Origin of the sequence: Pseudomonas asiatica (assembly GCF_040214835.1) — a bacterium.
GTDB lineage: Bacteria > Pseudomonadota > Gammaproteobacteria > Pseudomonadales > Pseudomonadaceae > Aquipseudomonas > Aquipseudomonas putida_Z.
In genome coordinates this window covers 1,802,199-1,818,981 of the sequence record NZ_CP157874.1, presented here as the reverse complement: position 1 = coordinate 1,818,981, position 16,783 = coordinate 1,802,199, and the positions used below count along the sequence as shown (strand labels likewise).

The window sequence follows — 16,783 nt, the reverse complement described above, 5'->3', positions numbered from 1 at the left end:
GCGAAGAGGCCGGTACAGGCTGAAGATCAGGTCCGCTCCAGCGCATTGACCAGGTCATGGAAGGCTTCGCGGTTGGAGTCGTTCAGGCCCATGAGGATCTTGTGCGCCTCCAGCACCTTGGAGCGCACCACGTCTTCGTTCTGGTCCTGGGACGGCAGGTCGGTCAGGCATTCCGGGCACGGGATCGGCCGATCGACGATGTTGAACACCTGATCGAAGCCCATCGACTGCAACAACCGGGAAATGTCCGGGTTGGTGGTGACCACGGTCGGCAACAGGCCAACCTTCTGGCGCGACAGGATCGACAGCTTGGCCAGCAGGCCCAGGGTGGTGCTGTCGATGCTCTCGGTTTCGGTCAGGTCGATGACAATCGCCGAGAAGTTCAACGCGGTGAAAATCTTCTCGATCGTCGCATCCAGCGCCGAACACAGGGTCAGGCGCACTTCACCGACGAATTTCAGGACGAAGGTACCGCTCTGCTCGGCGAACTGGATTCTACCGGTACTCATTGAAGGTTCCTGCTCAACACCAATAGGGCGATATCATCCGGCATCTCCCCAAGCGTAGCCAATCCAAATCGTTGACGCAGCCCATCCAGGCTGCCACCTGCTGCCCTGACGATTTCCGGCAGGGCGGTTTCTTTATCTTTGAGCGTGTCACCCGGCAAAAGGTCCAGAATGCCATCGGACATCAGGCTGAGGCTGAACTGCGGCGGCAGCTCCACTACCAGGTCCTGGTAGGTGGCCTCGTCGAACAGCCCCACCGGCAGGCCGCGGCCTTCCAGGTAGCGGGTGTGCTCGGGGGTGTGCAGCACCGGCAGCGGCAGATGGCCGCCAACGGCGTAGGTCAGCAGGCCGGTGTCTTCATCGATCACCCCGCCAACCATGGTCACGTGCTTGCCCAGCTTGCAGTTGATCAGCCCGCGGTTGATGTGGCTGAGCACCTGCGAGGGTTTGAACTCGCGCATCTTGCTGCCGCGCTTGAATTCGAACAACAGCCGCGTGGTCATGAACTTCAGCAGCACGGTGACGAACGCTGACGACGCGCCATGCCCGGAGACGTCGGCGAGATAGAAAGCGATGCGCCGTTCGTCCACCCGGAAGTAATCGGCAAAATCACCCGACAGGTACAGCGACGGGATGATCTGGTGCTCGAAGGCGAACTCGCCGGCCACCCAAGGGCTTTCCGGCAGCATGTTCATCTGCACCTGGCGACCGGCGGTCTGGTCCTCCTGCAGCAGGTGCAGGCTGGCCTCCAGTTCGCGGTTGGCGGCTTCGAGCTTGTCGCGGTAGCGCTGGTTTTCCAGCACCAGGCGCGAGCGGTCGAGGGCGCGGCGCACCGAATGCTCGAGCACGGCCAGGTCTTCCAGCGGCTTGATCAGGTAGTCGGCAGCGCCCAGGCGCAACGCTTCCACCGCATCACTCATGACGCCGGCACCGGACACCACGATCACCGGTAACTGCGGGGCGCGCTCGCTGACCTGGCGGATCAGTTCGAGGCCGCCCATCTGCGGCATGCGCAGATCGCAGATCACGAGGTCGGGCTGGTGTTCTTCGAAGACCTGAAGCCCCTGCTGGCCATTGCCGGCCTGGAGGACGCTGAAGCCACTGTCTTCAAGATAGGCGGCGAGGCTTGCACGGACCACGTCGTCGTCATCGATGATCAGCAGCGTTGCACTGGTTTTCTGCATGTGGGCGAACGGCGCCGATTTAGGTTGGTGCAGCGGTGTCGGCAAGGCAGACGGCCAGCTACGGGAATTCTTTGTGGTCACACTCTACTTTGAGTTGTAGGACAAGATCACCTGCCCGGCAACTGTCCGGCAACTGTGAGAGCTACCTTGTAAGGCGCAGACGGTACTCCCATCCGGCAGGCGTTTCAAGCATGCAAGGGTCGACCTCGGCGCACTTTACAGGGCAAATCACCGGGAGTTATAAGAAAGTCGACCAGCGCAACCCGACGGGAAGGATGCAGCATGCCCCACACGCCCTCCAGCCATGGCGAGAAACGCGATTTCATCCGCATGCGCATCGACACCGAGGTCAGCCTGCTGCACGAAGGCCAGGTGATCGCGGCAGTGTGCCTGGACCTGTCCAGCGGCGGCATGCAGGTGCAGGCACCGCAGCGCTTCCACGTGGGAGACCATATCGAGGTACGGATCGAGTCCGACCACCCGGCGCTGAAGGGGCTGCACGCCAGCACCGAAGTGGTGTGGATTGCCGACCAGCCGGGCGGGCAGCAGAAGTTCGGGTTGCGGATTCTGGCGATGCATTGATGGGTCTGCTGGGCACCCCTGTAGGAGCGGCCTTGTGTCGCGATGGGCTGCGCAGCAGCCCCCGGCTTCAGCTTCGCCACATGAATTGCCGGGGCCGCTTTGCGGCCCTATCGCGACACAAGGCCGCTCCTACACGGGGACTGTGCAGGACCAAGCACGCGCAGGATCAGAAGTCGTCTTCGACCTCGCCATCCTTGACCTTGAACTCGCGGTTCTGCAGGTAGGCGTTGCGAATGAAGATGTACTTGTCACCCTGGATCAGCTTCTCGGCCGACAGCAGGTCGGCGCGGGTGTCGATGATGTCCAGGGCGAAGATCGAATTGCGCGTCGGCACATGGTCGATGTAGCGGTAGGGCTTGGTGTAGGTATCCGGGTACTTGGCCACGCCGTCACGCACGGTGCTCGGGCCCAGCAGCGGGATGACCACGTACGGGCCGCTCGGCACGCCCCAGTAGCCGAGGGTCTGGCCGAAGTCCTCGTCGTTGCGCTGCAGACCCATCTTGGTACCCACGTCGAAGAAGCCGCCCAGGCCGAAGGTGGTGTTGACGATCAGCCGCGCCGTGTCCACGCCCGCAGCATGGGGCTTGAACTGCAGCAGGTCGTTGGCCAGGTTGGTCACATCACCCAGGTTGCGGAAGATGTTGTGGATGCCATCTTCGAGGAACTGCGGGGTGACCGCCTGGTAGCCCTTGGCCAATGGCTTGAGGGCATAGGTGTCGAGGGTATCGTTGAAACGGAAGATCGGGCGGTTGACCGCTTCCCAGGGATCTTCCTCGGTGGCGGCCTGGGTGGCTGCCACGGGCGCCAGCAGCATGCTGGCGCAGACACAGGCCTGGGTGACTCGTTCGATCACACTGGCACCGATCCTACGCATAGGTGTTTCTCCATCGAATTTCTCGGCCGCAAGCGCAAACGGGTGCGCTGCTGTACGGCGGCAGTATAGAGGCTTGCGGGCTGATAAACAGCTTTACACATCTCTGCTCAATATTTTGTGAACAACTGTTGCGCGGTGCCCGTTGTCACAGGGCGGTAACAATCGCCGAATAGCCTGCGGACTATTTGAGGGAAGTTGCCATGGACGCTGCACCCGCCTTCACCGCTGTGCTGTTCGGCTTGCGCGGCTGCCTGGTTCAAGCCGCCAATGGCGCCCCCTCGCCCGCCCCCGGCGCCCTGGCCACCCTCGCCAGCCTGCGCCAGCGCCAGGTGCCGTGCATCTGGCTGGACGACCTCGACGCCACCCAGAGCAAGCGCCTGGCGCACGTACTGCCCGCCTGGCTGCCGGGGCATTCGGTGAACGGCGCGCGCTGGCCGGCGCCGAATGCCTGCTGGCAGGCCCTGATGACGCTCGACAGCCAACGCCTGGACGGCTGCGTGCTGGTCAGCGGCGACCCACGCCTGCTGCAATCTGGCCTGAACGCGGGGTTGTGGACGGTAGGGCTGGCAGCCTGCAGCCCGTTCTGCGACCGCAGCTCGCGGCAATGGCAAGCCATGACTGCGCAGGAACAGGACCTGGCCCGTGGCAAGGCGACGCTTGAATTGTTCAGCCTGGGCGTGCACTCGGTGATCGACCACCTGGAAGCGCTGGACACCTGCCTGCAGGACATCGCCCAACGCCGGCGCAAGGGCGAAAAACCCTGATACAGCACCATTGACGCGGATCATGCAAAGCAACGGCAGGTGGATTACGCTGAAGACAGGCCAGAACCTTTGCCGCTTCGCTGAGGTCCATGGCTTGCCAAGCCATTGATGGAGAACTGCCAATGCCTGCCCGCGAATTGCAAGAGCGCCTGAACAGCTTGCGCGAGCAACTGGATCGCAACGTGCCGCTTTCTGACGAGGAACTGGCCGCGCTGCACGAAGAAGCGCGCCAGATCGAGGCGCAACTGAAGCTTGAGGAAGCCACGCCAGACCATAACCTGGTGGACGGCGTGAACCTGGCGATCGAACGCTTCGAGGCCGACCACCCCGACCTCACCGCCACCCTGCGCAGCATTGCCAACTCGCTGCACAGCATGGGGATCTAGAAATACTGGGGCCGCTTTGCGGCCCTATCGCGACACAAGGCCGCTCCTACACGTACAGCGCATGCCTCAAATCTTGCGCTGTATCTGTAGGAGCGGCCTTGTGTCGCGATAGGGGCGCGAAGCGCCCCCCCTGCGTACTTGCGAACCTTACTGCCGAACCAGGCGCTTGTTGTCCGGGCTGATCGCCCCCATGCTGCGGTAAGGGTTGATATCCAGCCCACCCCGGCGCACATAGCGCGCATACACGGTCAAATGCTCCGGCTGCAGCAGGTTCTTCAAGTCCAGGTAGATCCGCTCCACACACTGCTCGTGGAAGTCGGCATGCTGGCGGAAGCTGATCAGGTAGGTCAGCAGGCTGGCATGGTCCAGCGCCCTGCCCTTGTACTCGACCACCACGCTGCCCCAGTCCGGCTGGCCGGTGACCGGGCAGTTGGACTTCAGCAGGTGGCTGTGCAGGGTTTCTTCCACCTGCCGCTCCGGGTTGCAGTGCAGCAGCTCTGGCTGTGGCTGTTCGTAGTTGCTGATGGCAACGTCCAGCGCATCGATGCAATGCCCCGGCAAGGCCACCACGCCTTGGGCCTCGACCTCGGCCAGGGTACGCACTTTCACGCCGACCGGCTTGCCGGCGGCGGCGGACAGGTCTTTCTCCAGGCACGCCTGCAGTTCGCCAAGCGAGGCGAACACCGTCTGGTTCAATGAGTTCAGGTACAGCTTGAACGACTTGGACTCGATGATGTTCGGCGAATCGGCGGGGATGGCGAACTCGCCGATTGCCACCACCGGCTTGCCCGACGGCAGCAGCCAGCTCAGCTCGAAGCAGTTCCAGTAATCCACACCCTGCCACGGCAAGGTCTGGGCGGTAACGCCCAGTTCGGCCCACTTGGCGGTACGCGGGATCGGGAACAGCAGCTCCGGAGAATAGGTGGCAATGTATTCGCTGGACTTGCCCAGCGGGGAATGTTCGGCAGCGGGATGCATGGAAACTGACCTGAAGGTTCGAAATTGCCCCTAGTCTACCGGTTTTGCCCCCCGCCTTGGAGCGCAAGTCAGCGGGATTACATCTTCGTCAGTTTGGGGCGAGCGGGTGCATCGTCACGTATCATCTCAGCATCACCCAACCCCTGTGGGAGCGGGTTCACCCGCGAACACCGGCAAAGCCGGTGCCATGCACCGTGTTGAATTCTTCGCGGGTAAACCCGCTCCCACAGGGTTTTGTGCCGTTTGCTGGAGTCAATTCACCCAATGAAACTGCTGATCGTCGAAGACCAGGCCCGTACCGGCCAGTACCTGAGCCAGGGCCTGAACGAGGCCGGCTTCGCCACGGAACTGGCCACCGACGGCGAGACCGGCCAGTTCCTCGCCCTGACCGGCGACCACGACCTGCTGATTCTCGACGTGATGCTGCCTGGCCGTGACGGCTGGCAGATCCTCCAGGCCGTGCGCCAGGCCGGCCTGGACACCCCGGTGCTGTTTCTCACCGCCCGCGATGCCGTGGAAGACCGGGTGCACGGCCTGGAATTGGGCGCCGATGATTACCTGGTCAAGCCGTTCGCCTTCTCCGAACTGCTGGCGCGGGTGCGCAGCCTTCTGCGCCGGGGCACCAGCCCCAGCCAGGACACCACCCTGGGCCTGGCCGATCTGCGCCTGGACCTGATCCGCCGCCGCGCCGAGCGCGCCGGCCAGCGCATCGACCTGACCGCCAAGGAGTTCGCCCTGCTTGAACTGCTGCTGCGCCGCCAGGGCGAGGTGCTGCCCAAATCGCTGATCGCCTCGCAGGTATGGGACATGAATTTCGACAGCGACACCAATGTGATCGAAGTGGCGATCCGCCGCCTGCGCCTGAAGATCGACGACCCACACCCCAACAAGCTGATCCATACCGTACGCGGCATGGGCTATGTACTCGAAGAGCGTACTGAGTGATGCGTCGGGTCTCCCTCGGCAGCCGCCTGGCCCTGCTGTTCGCCGCCTGCACCGCCGCTGTCTCGCTCGGTGCCGGCCTGATATTCAGCCGGGCCAGCGAGCAGCACTTCGTCGAACTGGACCAGCAACTGCTGGACTCGCGCCTGTCGCTGTTCCGCACCCAGCTGGCCGGTATCACCACCCCGGCCGAGCTGCAGGCGCGCCTGCCCGCCTTGCGCGATGAACTGGGCCACCAGGCCGACCTGGCCTTGCGCATCAACGGCAGCGACGGCGCCACCTGGTTCGAAAGCCGCACAGGCCTGCCGCGGACGCCACTGCCCGACGGCCTGGCAACCCTGCATGCGCAAGGCACCGACTACCGCAGCCTGGCCGTGCACCTGGCGCAAGGCGCCCCGCAGTCGCCACAACTGACCCTGTACCTCGACATCACCCATCACCAGCACTTCCTGCAGGGCATGCAACGGCTGATCTGGCTGACGGTGGGCCTGTCGGCACTGGCCACGGCACTGCTCGGTGCCTGGGCTGCACGCCGCGGGCTGCGACCGTTGCGGCAGATGGGCCAGGTGGCTGCCAGTGTATCGGCGCGCTCGCTCACCACACGCCTGCCGGTGGCACAGATGCCCGAAGAGCTGGCCGAGCTGGCGACGGCCATGAACGCCATGCTGCAGCGCCTGGACGATGCCTTCCAGCGCCTGTCGGCATTCTCCGCCGACATCGCCCACGAGCTGCGCACGCCGCTGTCCAACCTGCTGACCCACACCCAGGTCACCCTCACCCGCCCGCGCAGCCTCGAAGAGTACCGCGAAGCCCTGCACGGCAACCTCGAGGAGCTGCAATGGATGGCGCAGATGATCAACGACATGCTGTTCCTGGCCAAGGCCGACCATGGCCTGCTGGTGCCGGGGCAAGCACCGCTGGTGCTGCATGAGGAGGTGGATGCGCTGCTGGAGTACTACGCGCCGCTGGCAGAGGACAGCGGCGTGCAGATGCTGCGCGAGGGTGAGGCGCTGCTGCAGGGCGACCGGCATATGCTGCGCCGGGCACTGTCCAACTTGCTGGACAATGCCTTGCGCTTCACCCCGGCGGGTGGGCAGATAAAGGTGACATTGGGGCCAGGGCCGAGGATTGGCGTGGCCAATAACGGGGCGGCTATCGAGCCGGCAGTGTTACCACGGTTGTTCGACCGCTTCTACCGGGTGGACCCGGCGCGGCGGGAAGGCAGTAGCGAGCATGCCGGGTTGGGGTTGGCGATTACCCGGTCGATCGTGCAGGCCCATGGCGGGAGCATTCGGGCGCAATGCGAGGATGGGTGGACGCGTTTTTTGATCGAGTTCACTCAGGATCGGTGAAACTGGGGCTGCTTCGCAGCCCATCGCGACACAAGGCCGCTCCCACAGGGATCGCGTCAGCTTGGCCAATTCGCGATGCTTGTGGGAGCGGCCTTGTGTCGCGAAAGGGGCGCAAAGCGCCCCCAGACTCTCAGGTAAACATCAAACCGCCAGACCAATCGCCGGCTGCACCTGCGATGCCCGATAAGCCGGGTAAATGGTCGCCAGGAAGCTCATCACCAACCCGGCAGTGCAGATGATCGCCACATCGCCCCACTGCAGCTGCGACGGCAAGCTGCTGACGAAGTACACATCCGAAGTAAAGATGTGCTGCCCGCTCACCCGCTCCAGCCAACCGACGATCTGGCTGACGTTGAACGCCGCAATCACCCCCAGCACGCCACCGATCAGCGTCCCGACAATGCCGATCAGGCTGCCCTGGACCATGAACGTGCCCATGATCTGCGCCGGTGTGGCGCCCAGGGTGCGCAGGATGGCGATGTCCGGGCCCTTGTCGTTCACCACCATCACCAGGGTGGCGATGATGTTGAACGCTGCCACCGCGATGATCATCAGCAACAGCAGGCCGATCATGGTCTTTTCCATCTTCATGGCACTGAACAGGCTGCCCTGGGTATGCGACCAGTCGTCGGCCCGGTAGGCATCGCCCAGTCCGGCAGCGATGGCCTTGGACACCTGCGGCGCGGCATACAGGTCGTGCAGTTTCAGGCGCACGCCCTGCACCTGGCCCGGCGCCCAGCGCTGCATGGCGCCGGCATCGTCGACGTGGATGTAAGCCTGCGAGCCATCCAGCTCGGCGCCGACCTTGAAGATGCCGACCACGGTCAGGCGCTGCATGCGCGGGGTGATGCCGCCCGGCTCCTTGCTGATTTCCGGCACGATCAGGGTCAGTTTGTCGCCGGTATTCAAGCGGAAGCGCCGCGCAGTCAGCTCACCGATGACCACGCCGAACTCTCCCGGCTGCAGGTCCTGCAGGCGGCCCTGGACGATATGCTGGCCGACGATCGAGACCTTGCCCTCTTCGGCCGGGTCGATACCGCCGACCTGGATCGGCTGCATCGCGCCCTTGTACGACAGCATGCCTTCCATTTCGGTAATCGGCGCCGCCGCCATCACCGCCGGGTCGCGCATGGCCGCGTCGGCCACCTTGTGCCAGTCGTCCAGCGGCTGCACGCCGAGGATGGCGGCATGCGGCACCAGGCCGAGGATGCGCGAACTCATTTCGCGCTGGAAACCGTTCATCACCGACAGCACCACGATCATCGCCAGCACGCCCAGCGACAGGCCGATCATCGAGGTCATCGAGATGAACGAGATGAAGTGGTTGCGGCGCTTGGCTCGGGTGTAGCGCGCGCCGATGAAGATGGGCAAGGGTCTGAACATGTACGAAAACACCCAATGAAAACAGGAAAACGGGGCGGCACCGGCCACCCCGTGCAGTCGATCAGATCGCCACCAGGTGGCCGTCGTCGAGCTTCAATACACGGTCCATCTGGCGCGCCAGGTTGAGGTCGTGGGTGACCACCAGGAACGCCGTGCGCGACGCACTGGACAGTTCCTGCATCAACTCCTGGATGCCCTGGGCGGTGTGGTGGTCGAGGTTGCCGGTCGGCTCGTCGAGCATTACCAGGCCGGGGCGGTTGACCAGTGCCCGGGCGATCGCCACCCGCTGGCGTTCACCACCGGACAGTTCGGCCGGCTTGTGGTTGAAGCGGTGGGCCAGGCCCACGCGCTTGAGCAGCGCCTCGGCACGCTCACGGGCCTCGGGGATCGGCGTGCGGCCGATCAGCAACGGCATGCACACGTTTTCGATGGCCGTGAATTCCGGCAGCAAGTGGTGGAACTGGTAGACAAAGCCCAGCTCGCGGTTGCGCAACAGGCCACGGGCACGCTCGCCCAGTGCCGACAGCTCCTCGCCGGCCAGCCAGACGCTGCCCTGGGTCGGCCGGTCGAGGCCGCCCAGCAGGTTGAGCAAGGTACTCTTGCCCGAGCCGGAGCTACCCACGATGGCTACCCGCTCACCGGCGTGCAGCTCGAGGTTGAGCCCGGACAGCACCTGCACCGACTCCGGGCCCTCGTCGTAGGACTTGCCCAGGTTGCGGCAACTCAGAACGGCTTTATCACTCATGCGCGACTCACTCATAACGTAGCGCCTCTGCAGGCTGGGTGCGGGCCGCACGCCAGGCCGGGTACAGGGTGGCGAAGAAACTCAGGACCAGCGCCGCACCACAGACCATGTATACGTCCTGGGCCTGGATCTGCGACGGCAGGTAATCGATGAAGTACACGTCGGCGTTGAGGAACTTGTGCCCGATCAGTTTCTCGATGCCGGCGATCACCGCACTGACGTTCAGCGCGGCGACGATCCCGACCACGGCGCCGATCAGGGTACCGATCACCCCGATCACCGTGCCCTGGACCATGAAGATGAGCATGATCTGCCCAGGCGTGGCGCCCAAGGTACGCAGGATGGCGATGTCGCCACGCTTGTCGTTGACCACCATCACCAGGGTGGAAATGATGTTGAACGCCGCCACCGCCACGATCAGCAGCAACAGCAGGCCGATCATGGCCTTTTCCATGCGGATTGCCTGGTACAGGTTGCCGTGGGTACGGGTCCAGTCACGGCTGTAGAACTCCTGGTCACCCAGGCGCTGGGCGATGTCCCAGGCCACCCGTGGCGCCTGGAACAGGTCGTCGAACTTCAGGCGCAGGCCCTGGACCTGGTCGGGCTTCCAGCGGTGCAGGCGGGACAGGTCGCTGATGTTGGTCAGGCCCAGGTAGCCGTCGATCTCGCCCGCGCCCACGTGGAAGGTGCCGACCACGGTGAAGCGCTTCATGCGCGGGAACATGCCGGCCGGGGTCACGCTGACCTCGGGGGCGACGAAGGTGAGCTTGTCGCCGATGCCCACGCCCAGCTTGGCCGCGGCCTTGTCGCCGATCATGATGCCCCACTCGCCCGGCGCCAGCTGGTCGAGGCGGCCTTGAAGGACGAACTTGTCGATGATCGACACTTCGCGCTCGCGGGCCGGGTCGATGCCGTTGAGCAGCACCTTCTGCACCTTGCCTTCATGGGTCAGCAGGCCCTGCATCTGGGTGAAGGGCGCAACCGCCACCACCTGCGGATTCTGCTTTACTTGTTGGGCAAGGGCCGGCCAGTCGGCAATGGGCTGGCCGCTCTCCAGCGTGGCATGCGGGATCATGCCCAACACGCGGGTGCGCATCTCGTGGTCGAAACCGTTCATCACCGAGAGCACCACGATCATCACCACCACGCCCAGGGCGAGGCCGATCATCGAGGTCAGGGAAATGAACGAGACGAAGTGATTGCGACGTTTGGCACGGGTATAACGCGTGCCGATGAATGCGAAAAGAGGTCTGAACATGTCGGGGCTTGTTCGGATGAAAGGGAACGTCCTTGTGGCGAGGCGCCTACGGCGGCTTTACACTCGGACCACCGCCGCTACCTTGGGTTCGCCATGACGACATTAGACGAAGAAGATCGCCGCGAATACTACCGCATCGAAGATCGGATCGCACTTCAAATAAGCCCCCTCAGCGCGGCCGAAGCCCTTGACCCAGATGTGTTGCAAGATGATTCGCCACTATTCAACCTGCTCAGCGAACTGCACCTGTCCGACTTCGAGTCGCAACACCTGCTGCGCCAGCTGAGCGAAAAGGACCGCACCCTCGCCGCCTTCCTGCGCGCGCAGAACAAACGCCTCGACCTGCTTAGCGCGGTGGTTGCCCAGACCCTGATCGGCGAAGTTGGCCAGCCCCAGCCGGTGGTCATCTCCGAGGGCGGCATCGAATTCGCGCAAGCCACAGCGGTGGCCCCCGGCACCCGAGTGAAGGTGAAGATGGTGCTGATGCCGCGCGCCCATGGCCTGCTGCTGCGCGGCAAGGTCACCCATTGCGACCCGCGCCCGGAGGGCGGCTTCGAGGTCGGCACCGAATTCACCGACATGACCGATGCCCAACGGCAACTGCTGGCTCGCTACATCCTGCAGCGCCAGCAGCAGCAACGGCGCCAGCAGCTGGAACAGAACGACCCCGCCTCCTGAGCCCATTTTTCTCTGATTTGAAGGAACGAACGTGACCCTGATCTACGGCCACCGCGGCGCCAAGGGCGAAGCGCCCGAGAATACCCTGAAGAGCTTCCAGCAATGCCTCGCCCATGGCGTGACCCGCTGCGAGCTGGACCTGCACCTGTCGGCCGACAACGAGCTGATGGTGATCCATGACCCCACCCTCAAGCGCACCACCGGCAAACGCGGCAAGGTGGTCGAGCACCCGGCCGCCGAGCTGGTCAAGATCGATGCCCGCAAAGGCGGCCCGGGCCACGTCCAGCCCTGCCCGATCCCGAAACTGGAAGAACTGTTCGAGAAATGCCCGTTCGAGCACTGGCAGCTGGAGGTGAAAAGCGCCTCGCGCACCCGTGCCGCCACCACCGTGCTGGCAATCCGCGAACTGGCCCAGCAGTACGGCCTGCTGGACAAGGTGACCATCACCTCCAGCTCACGCGAAGTGCTGGGTGCCGCCCTGGAGCTGGTGCCGGACGTCAAGCGCGGGCTGGTGGCCGAATACGCCTGGCTCGACCCGCTGAAGGTGGCGCAGAACTACGGCTGCGAGCTGCTTGCATTGAACTGGACACTGTGCACCCCCGAGCGCCTGCTCAAAGCCCAGGGCCAGGGTTTGCACGTGTCGGTGTGGACGGTCAACGAACCGGCACTGATGCGCCGGCTCGCTGATTTTGGCGTGGACAGCCTGATTACAGACTTTCCCGGTTTGGCCAAGACCACCCTCGGGCAGGGTTGAAATCGGTCTCTCCGACCGGCTCAGGCCACCGGTCGGAGCCGCTCAAAAAAGCCGGTTCAGGCCGTCGTAGGCAGCTACCCGATAGGCTTCGGCCATGGTCGGGTAGTTGAACGTGGTGTTGACGAAGTACTTCAGGTTGTTCTGCTCACCCGGCTGGTTCATGATCGCCTGGCCGATGTGGACGATCTCCGAAGCCTGGTAGCCGAAGCAGTGCACGCCAAGGATTTCCAGGGTTTCGCGGTGGAACAGGATCTTCAGCATGCCCTGCGGCTCACCGGCGATCTGCGCGCGCGCCATGCCCTTGAAGAAGGCCTTGCCCACTTCGTACGGCACCTTGGCCTGGGTCAGTTCCTGTTCGTTGCGGCCGATCGAGCTGATCTCCGGAATGGTGTAGATGCCGGTCGGCACATCGTTGACGAAGCGCCAGCTGCCATTATCCACGATGCTGCCAGCGGCAGAGCGGCCCTGGTCATGAGCGGCACTGGCCAGGCTCGGCCAGCCAATCACGTCGCCGGCACCATAGATGTTCGGCACGCTGGTGCGGTAGGCCTCGTCGACCTCGATCTGGCCGCGGCTGTTGACCTTGATACCGATGTTTTCCAGGCCCAGCTTGTCGGTGTTGCCGGTACGGCCGTTGCACCACAGCAAGGCGTCGGCCTTGATCTTCTTGCCCGACTTCAGGTGCAGTATCACACCGTTGTCCAAGCCTTCGACGCGCTCATACTCTTCGTTGTGGCGCACGGTGATGTTGTTGTTGCTGAAGTGGTAGCTCAGCGCCTGGGAAATTTCCGAGTCGAGGAAGCTCAGCAACTGGCCACGGTTGTCCACCAGCTCTACCAATACACCCAGGCCGCTGAAGATCGAGGCGTATTCGCAACCGATCACGCCGGCACCGTACACGATCAGCTTGCGTGGGGTGTGACTGAGGCTGAGGATGGTGTCGCTGTCGTAGACGCGCGGGTGGTGGAAGTCGATATCGGCCGGGCGGTACGGGCGCGAGCCGGTGGCGATGATGATGTGCTTGGCGTTGAGCTTTTCCACCACGCCGTTCGGGCAGACCACTTCGACGGTCTGCTCGTCGGCGAAGCTGCCGGTGCCGAAGAACACGTCCACGCGGTTACGCGCGTAGTAGCCGGTGCGCGACGCTACCTGCTTGGCGATGACCTTCTCGGCGCTTTTCAGCACGTCCGGGAACGAGAACCAGCGCGGCTCACCGATGGCACGGAACATCGGGTTGGTGTTGAACTGCATGATCTGCCGCACCGAGTGACGCAGTGCCTTGGACGGGATGGTGCCCAGGTGGGTGCAGTTGCCCCCGACCTGGCGACGGCTATCGACCATCGCCACCTTGCGCCCTGCTTTGGCGGCGTTCATTGCCGCACCTTCTCCGGCCGGGCCGGAACCCAGCACCACTACGTCGTAGTTGTAGACAGCCATGCGTACTCCTTCAGAACTGGCCCGCAAGCCACGGTCGCTCGCGGGGCGCGATCATGCCGCCGGGGCGTCATGAGAAAATTCGGGTGCAGTCTAATCAAGCGTGAACGCCGCGCACATTAACCCTTGGTCGCGTCGTAGGCCAATTTTGCCCGCACTACATGTGTGAACCATTCCCTGGCGGCGATCATCCCTGCTTGCGCTTTCATTCGCCTTTCACTGCCCGTTCGAATGCGGGCGTAGCTCGGGAGACGAAGCCACCCTCGGCCCGAGTCACCAATACCGCGGCCAGGTCATGCGCCACGGCAAAATCCCAGCCACGTTCCGGGCCCAGGATCAACAGCAGCGTCGAATAGCCGTCGGCCTGCAGCGCCGAGCCATCGAGCACGGTGACCGCGGCCAGGTCGTGCTGCACCGGGCGCCCGAGGCGGGCATCGAAGGTGTGCGAATAGCGCCGGCCATTCTCCTCGAAATAGTGCCGATAGTCACCCGAGGTTGATACTGAAAGGCCATTGACCGGGATGATCTGGCGGGCTATCTGGCGATCTTCGCGGGGCAGCTCCAGGGCGATGCGCCATGGGCTGCCATCGGGCTTGCGGCCGGCGGCCTTGAGCTCGCCGGTGGCTTCGGCGACAAAGCTGGCCACGCCCATGGCCTGCAGGCGCGCGGCGATCAGGTCGACGGCATGGCCGGCGGCGATGCTGTTGAAGTCGAGTTGTACCGGGGCGTCCTTGCACAGGGCCTGGCCGTCGATGTGCAAGTGCCGGTAGCCCACGCGCTGGCGCACCTGGGCCAGGGCCAGCGGGTCGGGCACCTGCTCGTGACGGGCCTGGGGGCCGAAGCCCCACAGGTCGAGCAAGGGTTCGACGGTAAGGTCGAAGGCGCCGCCGCTCTGCTCGGCCAGGTGCTGACCAAGGCTGACCAGTTCGAGCATGTCGGGTGGCAGGACCAGGCACTGGTTGGCGGGCAACTGGTTGAAACGGCTGACGGTGGAGTCGCCGCGGTAGGTCGAGTAATGCTGGTCGATGTCGTGCAGGATGGTTTCGACTGCCGCCTGCACCTGGACCGGCGCCGGGCCGCCGGGTTCGCGCACGTACTGGATGCTGTAGCTGCTGCCCATGGTCGGGCCGCCCAGGCGCTCCAGGGTGGGGCCCTGGTTGCAGGCGGTGAGCAGCATGAGGATGAACAGCAAGGCTGTGCGCAAGGTTCGGGCTCTCGGTTGCCTGTGCCGGCCTCTTCGCGGGTAAACCCGCTCCCACAGGGCCGCGTCGTCCGTGAGGGCAGTGGTATACCTGTGGGAGCGGGTTTACCCGCGAAGAGGCCGGCACAGGAAACACAAATTCTGGATAAAAAAAAACGGGAACCCGAAGGTTCCCGTTTTTTCATTGCCTTACAAGCGTATCAGTGCGGAAACGCTGGCGGGTTCACACCGGCCATCTCTTCCATCACACGAACCACCTGGCAGCTGTAACCGAATTCGTTGTCGTACCAGACGTACAGAACAACGCGGTTGTCATTGCAGATGGTCGCTTCGGCGTCAACCACACCGGCGTGGCGCGAACCGACGAAGTCGGTCGAAACCACTTCCTGCGAGCTGACGTAATCGATCTGCTTGTGCAGTTCCGAGTGCATGGCGGTCTGGCGCAGGTACTCGTTGATCTCGTCGCGGCTGGTGGCCTTCTCGAGGTTCAGGTTGAGGATGGCCATCGAAACGTTCGGCGTCGGTACGCGAATGGCGTTGCCGGTCAGCTTGCCCTTCAGCACTGGCAGTGCCTTGGCGGCAGCAGTGGCGGCGCCGGTTTCGGTGATGACCATGTTCAGCGGCGCGGCACGGCCACGGCGGCTGCCCTTGTGGAAGTTGTCGATCAGGTTCTGGTCGTTGGTGAACGAGTGAACGGTTTCGACGTGGCCGTTGACGATGCCGTACTGGTCGTTGATGGCCTTGAGCACCGGCACGATGGCGTTGGTGGTGCAGGAAGCGGCCGAGATGATCTTGTCATCGGCAGCGATGTCACCGTGGTTGATGCCGTGCACGATGTTCTTCAGCGCGCCCTTGCCAGGTGCGGTGAGGATCACGCGGGCAGCGCCCGGGCAGGCCAGGTGCTGGCCCAGGCCGTCGGCATCACGCCATACGCCGGTGTTGTCGACGATCAGCGCGTTTTCGATGCCGTACTGGGTGTAGTCGACTTCGCTCGGGCTCTTGGCGTAGATAACCTGGATCAGGTTGCCGTTGGCGGTGATGGTGTTGTTGGCTTCGTCGATGGTGATGGTGCCATCGAACGGGCCGTGCACCGAGTCACGGCGCAGCAGGCTGGCACGCTTGACCAGGTCGTTCTCGGCGCCCTTGCGCACGACGATGGCGCGCAGGCGCAGGCCGTCGCCGCCACCGGTCTTCTCGATCAGGATGCGCGCCAGCAGGCGGCCGATGCGGCCGAAGCCGTACAGGACAACGTCGGTGCCCTTGCGCGCCGAAGCGTTCTGCTGGCCAACCACCTCGGCCAGTTCTTCACGGACGAACTGCTCGGCAGTGCGGCCATTGCCTTCCTGCTTGAACTTGTTGGCCAGCTTGCCCAGGTCGACCGAAGCGGCGCCCAGTTTCAGCTCGCTCATGGCCTTGAGCAGGGGGAATGTCTCGTGGACGGACAGTTCGGTTTCGTCGGCTTGACGATGACGCGCAAAGCGGTGCGCCTTGAGGATCGAGATAACCGAACGGTTGATCAGGCTACGGCCATAAATCGAGCTCACCACGTTGTTGTTGCGGTAGAGCTGACCGATAAGCGGGATCATCGCTTCAGCCAGGGCTTCACGATCGATCCACTCACCAAGACACTGGTCGGGCTTCTGAGTCACGGGAACCTTCCACATGTAGGGACAGAAAAAAGGGGCTACATTATGACGCCCCAACGCGTTACGGGCAATGAGCGCCTGTCGCGGCCACGCAAGCCAGCGTTCACGCCCTTTCG

General features: G+C 63.8%; 17 protein-coding genes. 7 read left to right on the top strand and 10 right to left on the bottom strand.

Features of this window, described 5'->3' with window-relative positions; genetic code table 11:
* Positions 1–26: 26 nt before the first annotated feature.
* Together rssC and rssB are read right to left on the bottom strand one after the other, a co-directional pair.
* Positions 27–509 carry an anti-sigma factor antagonist RssC gene (gene rssC, locus ABNP31_RS08265; protein ID WP_013971741.1) on the bottom strand — a complete coding sequence of 161 codons (483 nt, stop codon included), beginning with the start codon at positions 507–509 and terminating at the stop codon, positions 27–29.
* Positions 506–1,690 carry a two-component system response regulator RssB gene (gene rssB, locus ABNP31_RS08260; protein WP_015269551.1) on the bottom strand — a complete coding sequence of 395 codons (1,185 nt, stop codon included), beginning with the start codon at positions 1,688–1,690 and terminating at the stop codon, positions 506–508. The genes rssC and rssB overlap by 4 nt, the downstream gene beginning before the upstream one ends.
* A gap of 282 nt (positions 1,691–1,972) precedes the next feature.
* Here rssB and ABNP31_RS08255 point away from each other — a divergent pair, with 282 nt between their 5' ends.
* Entirely contained in the window at positions 1,973–2,272 is a 300-nt protein-coding gene (locus ABNP31_RS08255) for a PilZ domain-containing protein (RefSeq protein ID WP_025338339.1), read from the top strand.
* A 166-nt stretch (positions 2,273–2,438) separates the two neighbouring features.
* Here ABNP31_RS08255 and ABNP31_RS08250 read toward each other — a convergent pair whose 3' ends face one another.
* Positions 2,439–3,146: an MlaA family lipoprotein gene (locus ABNP31_RS08250; protein ID WP_015269550.1), complete on the bottom strand. Its 708-nt coding sequence runs from the start codon at positions 3,144–3,146 to the stop codon at positions 2,439–2,441.
* A gap of 200 nt (positions 3,147–3,346) precedes the next feature.
* On the opposite strand from ABNP31_RS08250, the gene ABNP31_RS08245 reads away from it, so the two are divergent.
* Positions 3,347–3,910 (top strand): phosphonoacetaldehyde phosphonohydrolase-related protein, encoded by a 564-nt coding sequence (locus tag ABNP31_RS08245; protein WP_085589458.1) that lies wholly within the window; start codon positions 3,347–3,349, stop codon positions 3,908–3,910.
* 122 nt (positions 3,911–4,032) lie between these two features.
* Complete coding sequence (locus ABNP31_RS08240; protein ID WP_015269548.1) at positions 4,033–4,296, top strand: DUF4404 family protein; 264 nt, start codon at positions 4,033–4,035, stop codon at positions 4,294–4,296.
* A gap of 147 nt (positions 4,297–4,443) precedes the next feature.
* Here ABNP31_RS08240 and queF read toward each other — a convergent pair whose 3' ends face one another.
* Complete coding sequence (gene queF, locus ABNP31_RS08235) at positions 4,444–5,274, bottom strand: NADPH-dependent 7-cyano-7-deazaguanine reductase QueF (protein ID WP_350013179.1); 831 nt, start codon at positions 5,272–5,274, stop codon at positions 4,444–4,446.
* Positions 5,275–5,538: 264 nt separating this feature from the next.
* Here queF and cinR point away from each other — a divergent pair, with 264 nt between their 5' ends.
* Positions 5,539–6,219: a two-component system response regulator CinR gene (gene cinR / locus ABNP31_RS08230; protein WP_025338336.1), complete on the top strand. Its 681-nt coding sequence runs from the start codon at positions 5,539–5,541 to the stop codon at positions 6,217–6,219.
* A complete protein-coding gene (locus ABNP31_RS08225; RefSeq protein ID WP_238067478.1) occupies positions 6,216–7,568 on the top strand; it encodes a heavy metal sensor histidine kinase in 1,353 nt (450 codons plus the stop codon). Before cinR ends, ABNP31_RS08225 begins: the two co-directional genes overlap by 4 nt.
* A gap of 141 nt (positions 7,569–7,709) precedes the next feature.
* Here ABNP31_RS08225 and ABNP31_RS08220 read toward each other — a convergent pair whose 3' ends face one another.
* The 3 genes from ABNP31_RS08220 to ABNP31_RS08210 form a co-directional block, all read right to left on the bottom strand.
* Positions 7,710–8,951, bottom strand: a complete 1,242-nt coding sequence (locus tag ABNP31_RS08220) for a lipoprotein-releasing ABC transporter permease subunit (RefSeq protein WP_085589453.1) — start codon at positions 8,949–8,951, stop codon at positions 7,710–7,712.
* A 61-nt stretch (positions 8,952–9,012) separates the two neighbouring features.
* Positions 9,013–9,696: a lipoprotein-releasing ABC transporter ATP-binding protein LolD gene (lolD, locus tag ABNP31_RS08215; RefSeq protein WP_169774647.1), complete on the bottom strand. Its 684-nt coding sequence runs from the start codon at positions 9,694–9,696 to the stop codon at positions 9,013–9,015.
* 7 nt (positions 9,697–9,703) lie between these two features.
* Positions 9,704–10,954 carry a lipoprotein-releasing ABC transporter permease subunit gene (locus tag ABNP31_RS08210; protein ID WP_015269543.1) on the bottom strand — a complete coding sequence of 417 codons (1,251 nt, stop codon included), beginning with the start codon at positions 10,952–10,954 and terminating at the stop codon, positions 9,704–9,706.
* Positions 10,955–11,047: 93 nt separating this feature from the next.
* On the opposite strand from ABNP31_RS08210, the gene ABNP31_RS08205 reads away from it, so the two are divergent.
* Both ABNP31_RS08205 and ABNP31_RS08200 read left to right on the top strand, forming a co-directional pair.
* Complete coding sequence (locus ABNP31_RS08205; RefSeq protein WP_085617234.1) at positions 11,048–11,632, top strand: PilZ domain-containing protein; 585 nt, start codon at positions 11,048–11,050, stop codon at positions 11,630–11,632.
* A gap of 31 nt (positions 11,633–11,663) precedes the next feature.
* Positions 11,664–12,386, top strand: a complete 723-nt coding sequence (locus tag ABNP31_RS08200; protein WP_015269542.1) for a glycerophosphodiester phosphodiesterase — start codon at positions 11,664–11,666, stop codon at positions 12,384–12,386.
* A gap of 42 nt (positions 12,387–12,428) precedes the next feature.
* Here ABNP31_RS08200 and sthA read toward each other — a convergent pair whose 3' ends face one another.
* The 3 genes from sthA to ABNP31_RS08185 all read right to left on the bottom strand — a co-directional run bounded on the left by sthA (position 12,429) and on the right by ABNP31_RS08185 (position 16,685).
* On the bottom strand, positions 12,429–13,823 hold the full coding sequence (gene sthA / locus ABNP31_RS08195) for a Si-specific NAD(P)(+) transhydrogenase (protein WP_015269541.1): 1,395 nt from the start codon (positions 13,821–13,823) through the stop codon (positions 12,429–12,431).
* A 202-nt stretch (positions 13,824–14,025) separates the two neighbouring features.
* Entirely contained in the window at positions 14,026–15,024 is a 999-nt protein-coding gene (locus tag ABNP31_RS08190; protein WP_238067477.1) for an FAD:protein FMN transferase, read from the bottom strand.
* A gap of 197 nt (positions 15,025–15,221) precedes the next feature.
* Positions 15,222–16,685, bottom strand: a complete 1,464-nt coding sequence (locus ABNP31_RS08185) for a glyceraldehyde-3-phosphate dehydrogenase (RefSeq protein ID WP_031324543.1) — start codon at positions 16,683–16,685, stop codon at positions 15,222–15,224.
* Between the last annotated feature and the right edge of the window lie 98 nt (positions 16,686–16,783).

Excerpts from the sequence above, each read along its gene's own strand:
- lolD (WP_169774647.1), bottom strand. The coding sequence starts at position 9,696 with ATGAGTGATAAAGCCGTTCTGAGTTGCCGCAACCTGGGCAAGTCCTAC.
- rssC (WP_013971741.1), bottom strand. The coding sequence starts at position 509 with ATGAGTACCGGTAGAATCCAGTTCGCCGAGCAGAGCGGTACCTTCGTC.
- ABNP31_RS08250 (WP_015269550.1), bottom strand. The coding sequence starts at position 3,146 with ATGCGTAGGATCGGTGCCAGTGTGATCGAACGAGTCACCCAGGCCTGT.
- cinR (WP_025338336.1), top strand. The coding sequence starts at position 5,539 with ATGAAACTGCTGATCGTCGAAGACCAGGCCCGTACCGGCCAGTACCTG.
- ABNP31_RS08220 (WP_085589453.1), bottom strand. The coding sequence starts at position 8,951 with ATGTTCAGACCCTTGCCCATCTTCATCGGCGCGCGCTACACCCGAGCC.
- ABNP31_RS08240 (WP_015269548.1), top strand. The coding sequence starts at position 4,033 with ATGCCTGCCCGCGAATTGCAAGAGCGCCTGAACAGCTTGCGCGAGCAA.
- ABNP31_RS08255 (WP_025338339.1), top strand. The coding sequence starts at position 1,973 with ATGCCCCACACGCCCTCCAGCCATGGCGAGAAACGCGATTTCATCCGC.
- sthA (WP_015269541.1), bottom strand. The coding sequence starts at position 13,823 with ATGGCTGTCTACAACTACGACGTAGTGGTGCTGGGTTCCGGCCCGGCC.
- queF (WP_350013179.1), bottom strand. The coding sequence starts at position 5,274 with ATGCATCCCGCTGCCGAACATTCCCCGCTGGGCAAGTCCAGCGAATAC.
- ABNP31_RS08185 (WP_031324543.1), bottom strand. The coding sequence starts at position 16,685 with ATGTGGAAGGTTCCCGTGACTCAGAAGCCCGACCAGTGTCTTGGTGAG.
- rssB (WP_015269551.1), bottom strand. The coding sequence starts at position 1,690 with ATGCAGAAAACCAGTGCAACGCTGCTGATCATCGATGACGACGACGTG.
- ABNP31_RS08245 (WP_085589458.1), top strand. The coding sequence starts at position 3,347 with ATGGACGCTGCACCCGCCTTCACCGCTGTGCTGTTCGGCTTGCGCGGC.
- ABNP31_RS08205 (WP_085617234.1), top strand. The coding sequence starts at position 11,048 with ATGACGACATTAGACGAAGAAGATCGCCGCGAATACTACCGCATCGAA.
- ABNP31_RS08210 (WP_015269543.1), bottom strand. The coding sequence starts at position 10,954 with ATGTTCAGACCTCTTTTCGCATTCATCGGCACGCGTTATACCCGTGCC.